We start from the raw sequence: 6,122 nt of genomic DNA, 5'->3' as shown, positions 1-6,122 counted from the left end.
GGGTGTGTTCCGCTGGTTGGTGGTGCCGTCGCCGAGCTGGCCGTAGTAGTTGTATCCCCAGGCGTATGCGGCGCCGTCGCTGCCCAGGCCCAGCGAATGGTTATTACCCCCGGACACCTGCGCGAAGCGGACGGGGTCCGTGGGCGACTGCGTCCTCACGTCCGTCCCGCCCTTCCACGGGCCCCGCTCGGGACCCGACGACCACCGGCCCCACCGGGCCGTCAGCGTCACATCACCCGTCACGGGCCGGGTGAAGTCCCAGGCGACGTCCCCGTCGAACCAGCCGTCGAAGGTCCAGCCCGGACGCGACGGATCGTCATGCGGCCAGGCGGCCGGCCTGCCGTCGGGCACGCGCTGATCGGCCGGCATGCCCACGGCCCCCGCCTCGGACGTGAATCGCACCGTACGCAAGACGGCGCGGGGGTTCGCGCCACCGGAACGGGCCTGCGTCGCGGGCGAGGAGACTCCGGCCGAGGGGCCCGGTGTCGCCAGCGGAGAGGACACGGCCCCGAGTCCCTGCGGGGTGGCAGGTGCTGTCGCCGGCGCGTCGGAGGATGGTGCGGATGTGGTGGGCGATGGCGCCGGGTCCTTACCTAATGTCGGGGTCTGACGACCCCCCCCCCCCGTTGATTTCAGCGTGCTGGGACTGTTGGGTCTGATCCGTGGCCTGATCGGCCCTCGCGCTGCCTGTCGCGCCAGCCAGTCCCAACCCCATGGCGGCCAGAACAGCGAAAGTGGCGATAAACGAACGACCGGTATGCTTACCGGTGGTGATGCTGTGGCGCATGGGTAACAGGTCTCCTCCCCCAACAGCCATTCCCCGCGTATGCTGCCCCGCATGTCCCCGAACCCCGTCACCCCCATGACGGAATGAATGGGAACCAGGAATGGCCCCTTCAACAAAAAGCTATCAGAATTGTAGCATACCCGTGTCTGGGCCCCGATGGACATCGATTACAGGTCCGGAAGGTGCCTGTTCCGGTTACTGGTGTATAGTGGGCCTTGGCTCAAGGGAGAGTTTCTCTTAACCGCAAAACAGAAGACCGTTGTACGGCCCTGCCGAAGTCGGCCTGGTCCCAAGACGGAAACCACAGTGAAAAATCAACCCTTCACTACGGATCGTTCGGCACGTACCTGCCGATGAAAGGATGAACAATGGCAGAAGTGGTATTCGACCACGTCACTCGTATCTACCCGGGCAATGACGAGCCCTCGGTGAGTGACCTCAGTCTTGATATTAAGGACGGCGAGTTCCTGGTCCTGGTTGGCCCCTCGGGTTGCGGCAAGTCCACGACCCTGCGCATGCTGGCCGGCCTGGAGGAGGTCAACAAGGGCCGCATCCTCATTGGCGACAAGGACGTCACGACCATGCAGCCCAAGGACCGTGACATCGCCATGGTCTTCCAGAACTACGCCCTCTACCCCCACATGACCGTCGCCGACAACATGGGCTTCGCCCTGAAGATCGCCGGCACCCCCAAGGACGAGATCCGTCAGCGGGTCGAGAAGGCCGCTGAGGTCCTTGACCTCACCGAGTACCTGGACCGCAAGCCCAAGGCCCTCTCCGGTGGTCAGCGTCAGCGTGTGGCCATGGGTCGTGCAATCGTGCGTCAGCCCAAGGTCTTCCTGATGGACGAGCCCCTCTCCAACCTGGATGCCAAGCTCCGTGTGCAGACCCGTACGCAGATCGCCGCCCTGCAGCGTCAGCTGAACGTCACCACCCTGTACGTCACCCACGATCAGACCGAGGCTCTGACCATGGGCGACAGGATCGCCGTCATCAAGCTGGGCGTCCTGCAGCAGGTCGGCGCCCCCACCGAGCTGTATGACCGCCCCGAGAACGTCTTCGTGGCGGGCTTCATCGGCTCGCCTTCGATGAACATCAACATCCACCCGGTGGTCAACGGCCAGGCCAAGATCGGTGAGGACACCGTCAGCCTGCCCCGCGAGGCGGTCGACAAGCTGACCCCCGAGGACGAGGGCAGAATCGTCGTGGGCTTCCGTCCCGAAGATGCCACCCTGGCCGGTCCGGCCGAGCCGGATGCCTTCTCCCTGAAGGTCGCCAACGTGGAGGATCTGGGTTCCGACGGATACATCTACGGCAACATCCTGACCGACAACAGTGCAGCCGAACAGACCACCGTCATGTCCGACCAGAACAAGCTGACCACGATCCGCGTCAACCCGCGTGACCTGCCCAAGGTCGGCGATGTGGTGAAGATCCATATCGATCCAGCGAAGATGCACCTCTTCTCCCCGGCCACCGAGCTGCGTCTGAACTGATTCCACCGTGTTCCTTGTGGCCGTGTCCGAATGAATCGGATGTGGCCACACGGTTCCTTTCCTTCTTCTCCTTTTCCTATTGGTCGGGTGACCAGGAGCCCTGTGCGAGAGGTTCGCGCGGGGCTCTTCCCGTATGGGAAGGGCGACGATTAGATTGGTGAAGCATGACCAGTGTGAATCTCAACCGGGCCACCGCCTCCTCCCTGGACCCCAGAGCCGTCAAGGCCACATCCATCCAGGCACCGGATGATGCCCTGCCCGAGCGGGAACCCGCCGCCCTGCACATCACCGCCTCCAGTTCCAACCCGAAGATGTTCACCCTGCCCTGGGAGAAGCCGCTGGCGACCTGGCCCCAGGAGCTCCTGGCCAACCTGCCCCGGGGCATCTCCAGGCACGTGGTCCGCTTCGTGCATGTGGGCGACGATGTCTATGCCATGAAGGAGATTACCCAGCGGGTGGCCGAGCGGGAGTATGAGCTCCTCCGGAAGCTCCAGAAACTGGAGCTGCCCACGGTCAATCCGATTGCCGTGGTCACTGGGCGCCACACCCGTGACGGCCAGCCGCTGGAGGCCATGCTGGTTACCCAGCACCTGAAATTCTCCCTGCCCTACCGGGCGCTCTTTGCCCGCAACCTCCGCCCCGATACGGCCGAACGCCTGATCGACGCCCTGGCCGTCCTCTTGGTCAGGCTCCACCTGGGTGGTTTCTACTGGGGCGACGTGTCACTGTCCAATGTGCTCTTCCTGCGCGATGCCGACGCCTTTTCGGCCTTCCTGGTCGACGCCGAGACCGGCGACCTCCATGCCAGCCTGACCGATGGCCAGCGCGAATACGACATCGACCTGGCCCGGACCAACATCATCGGCGAGCTGATGGATCTCAATTCGGGCAACCTCCTCTCCGGCGACGTGGACGAGGTGGACGTGGGCAATCGCCTGGTGGACCGTTACCACTCCCTGTGGAGTGCCCTGACCGACGTGGACAGTTTCGACCCGGACGAGATGTGGAAGATCGAACGCAGGGTCAACAAGCTGAACGACCTGGGCTTCGACGTGGACGAACTGGAGATGAAGACCGAGGAGGGCGGGAACCGTGTACTGGTGCGGCCCAGGGTGGTCGATGCCGGGTACGCCTCCCGGAAGCTCCTGCGCCTGACCGGCCTGGATGTGCAGGAGAACCAGGCCCGCCGGCTCCTGAACGATCTGGATGCCTACCGGGCCTCGACCTGGCGGCAGGGCGAGGACCTGGAGATTGTGGCCACCGACTGGATGCGTGAGGTCTTCGAACCCACCGTGCGGATGATTCCGGCCGAATACCGCAGCCAGATAGAACCGGCCCAGTTCTTCCACGAGGTGTTGACCCACCGCTGGCTTCTGGCGGAGAAGGCCGGGCATGATGTGCCCATGGCGGAGGCCGTGCAGAGCTACATCAATGAATCCCTGCCCGAATACAAGCTGGACTCGGAAGACATGAAGACCATCAATGAGGAGGCCGACTCCGGTGTCGTCGATGATGAGATGCACTGGAAGAAGCAGGGTGGCGATGGCGGCCAGACCGAGATTGGCCAGACCGGTACCGTGAATCCCCCAGCCTCCCGGCACGGGTTCGCCCCCGGGAGTCTGGAGGCCGCCGCAGACCAGGACGATCAGGATGACGCGGTATGGGCTTCCAGCTGACGACCGTTCGCTGATCAACGATTCAGCCGACCCCGGGGCCTGACACCCGGAGGTCGGCTGAATGCGGTCTGGATGGTTCTGGTGACCGCCTACTCGACGGACTTCCGCCGGGCTGTGGACACGGCATAGAGACTGATGCCGGCCGCCACCGAGGCGTTCAGGGATTCCACCGAGCTGGAGATGGGGATGGAGGCCAGGGCATCGCAGCTCTCACGGACGAGGCGGCTCAGCCCCTTGCCCTCGGATCCCAGGACCACAATCAGGGGATCGGTTTCGAAACCTGTCTCGCCCACAATCGCCCGGCCCTCACCGTCCAGCCCCACGGCATAGTAGCCGCGCTCCTTGAGCCCCTGGATGGCCTTGGTCAGGTTGACCACCCTGGCCACGGGCAGGTGGGCGGCCGCTCCGGCCGACACCTTCCAGGCCGCTGCGGTGACCGAGGCGCTGCGCCGCTCGGGCAGGATGACCCCGGAAGCTCCGAAGGCCGCCGCCGAACGGATCACGGCCCCCAGGTTCTGCGGGTCGGTTACCCCGTCCAGGGCGATGAAGAGGGGGCGGGCATTGACCTTCGCGGCCCCCTCGGCCTTGTCCAGGGCGGCCGCGTGCTTCTCGGCCCGGTCGACCAGTTCCTGCAGGGAGGAGTACTGGTAGGGCTGCACCTTGAGCACCACGCCCTGATGGTTGCCGGACCGGGCTATGCGGTTCATCTCCAGGCGGTCGGCTTCGAGGAGGTTCAGGCCCTCCTGCCCGGCCAGACGGACAATCTCCCTGGTCCGGTCGTCGTGCTCCATCCGGGCGGCCAGGTAGAGCTGGCTGGCCGGCACACCCACCCGCAGGGCCTCCAGTACGGCGTTCCGGCCAATGACCAGATCATCGGAGTCCGAGGTGAACCGGTCGGCACGACGGCGTGCCGCCAGGCGTGGGTCGGCGGCCTGACGGCGGCGTGCCGCCAGCTTGGCCTTGTAGGCCTTGTGGTAGACGCGGTCCTCGGCCTTGGGGGTGGGCCCCCTGCCGCGGAGCTTGTTGCGGTGCTTGCCGCCCGAACCCTTGGTCGGGCCTTTCTTCATAGCCATGTCTTCCATACTAGGGGCAGGCTGGAACCGACCGGCCTGCCGTGAAGAGCAGGCCGACCTGAGAGGTCTGCCGGGCGATCAGGTATTGAAGATGCTTGTCCATGCGATCGAAGGCTTTCGTGATGGCGGCTCGGTGGCGAGGCCCGGAAGGACTGCCTGCGCGGTTCCGGGGATTCTTGCGGATGGTCCCTTGGATTTGCCCGGGTCCGGCAGACCCCATGACGACCCGTCCGAAGAGTCCGGAGGAACGTCTGCCGTCACTCTGTGCGTCTTGGTATCAGCCCAGGGCTGCCACCTGCTCGGAATCGGGGAAGTCCAGCCACTCGACCGGGGACTGGCCGTTCTGGGCCGGGGTGATGGCGACGTGGGTCATGGAGGAGTTCCTCGACGCCCCGTGCCAGTGCCTGACCCCCGCAGGGCAGAAGACCACATCGCCCGGCTTGAGCTGCCGGGGTTCATGACCCTCCTCCTGTTCCCAACCCAGGCCGGCCGTAACCAGGAGGAGCTGGCCATGGGGGTGGGTGTGCCAGCGGTTGAAGCAGCCGGGGGCGAAGGTGACGTTGCCTGCCGAGCATTCCGCATCCGGTTCGGTCAGGTGGTGCAGCCAGGCATGACCGGTGAAGTTGGGGCCATCGGCCGGGTCGCCCAGGGGGTAGGGGCCGGAGTCGGGAAGATCGCTGGTCTGGTCTCCGGCCCGGGTTCCGCCCTCGCCTGCCGCCGTGTCCTCGTTGCCGAAGATCTCCTTGGCCAGGTTGAAGGCGCTCCAGGCCTTGGGCCATCCGGCATAGAAGGCCAGCTGGGTGATCAGTTCCACCATCTCGGATCGTGTGACCCCGTTGCGCCTGGCCAGGTTCATGTGGCTCTGGAGCTGGGGGAAGAGGCCCATGGCCATCAGCCCGGCGCAGGTGATCATGCTGCGATCGTGGGCCGAGAGCTCCTTCTCTCGGGACCAGACCTGGCCGAAGAGCACATCGTCGTTGAAGTGGGCGAAGAGGGGTGCGAAGTCGCCGAGCTGGTCGTGCCCAGCCGTCTGTTTGATTGCCATGATGGTTTCTCCTTCTTTCATATCTGCCGTCGTCACTGATACATC

Annotated in this window: 5 protein-coding genes; 2 read left to right on the top strand and 3 right to left on the bottom strand. The window is 65.1% G+C overall.

From position 1 onward, the window contains the following. Window positions 1–840 (bottom strand): InlB B-repeat-containing protein (locus AACP59_RS08765; RefSeq protein ID WP_339352940.1); only part of this gene is annotated, 840 nt, incomplete at its 3' end. A 315-nt stretch (window positions 841–1,155) separates the two neighbouring features. On the opposite strand from AACP59_RS08765, the gene AACP59_RS08760 reads away from it, so the two are divergent. Together AACP59_RS08760 and AACP59_RS08755 are read left to right on the top strand one after the other, a co-directional pair. Next, window positions 1,156–2,283, top strand: a complete 1,128-nt coding sequence (locus AACP59_RS08760) for an ABC transporter ATP-binding protein (RefSeq protein ID WP_297317414.1) — start codon at window positions 1,156–1,158, stop codon at window positions 2,281–2,283. 164 nt (window positions 2,284–2,447) lie between these two features. Next, entirely contained in the window at window positions 2,448–3,959 is a 1,512-nt protein-coding gene (locus AACP59_RS08755; protein WP_297317413.1) for a DUF4032 domain-containing protein, read from the top strand. A gap of 89 nt (window positions 3,960–4,048) precedes the next feature. Here the strand turns inward: AACP59_RS08755 and rlmB are convergent, their stop codons facing one another. Both rlmB and AACP59_RS08745 read right to left on the bottom strand, forming a co-directional pair. After that, window positions 4,049–5,032, bottom strand: coding sequence for a 23S rRNA (guanosine(2251)-2'-O)-methyltransferase RlmB (gene rlmB, locus AACP59_RS08750; RefSeq protein ID WP_339350879.1), 984 nt, complete (start codon window positions 5,030–5,032; stop codon window positions 4,049–4,051). A gap of 277 nt (window positions 5,033–5,309) precedes the next feature. After that, window positions 5,310–6,077 carry a carboxymuconolactone decarboxylase family protein gene (locus AACP59_RS08745; RefSeq protein ID WP_339350877.1) on the bottom strand — a complete coding sequence of 256 codons (768 nt, stop codon included), beginning with the start codon at window positions 6,075–6,077 and terminating at the stop codon, window positions 5,310–5,312. Window positions 6,078–6,122 lie beyond the last annotated feature (45 nt).

The organism is Bifidobacterium indicum (assembly GCF_036987015.1).
Classification (GTDB): Bacteria; Actinomycetota; Actinomycetes; order Actinomycetales; family Bifidobacteriaceae; genus Bombiscardovia; species Bombiscardovia indica.
The sequence above is the reverse complement of the archived record's forward strand: the minus strand, read 5'-3'. Positions and strand labels throughout refer to the sequence as shown.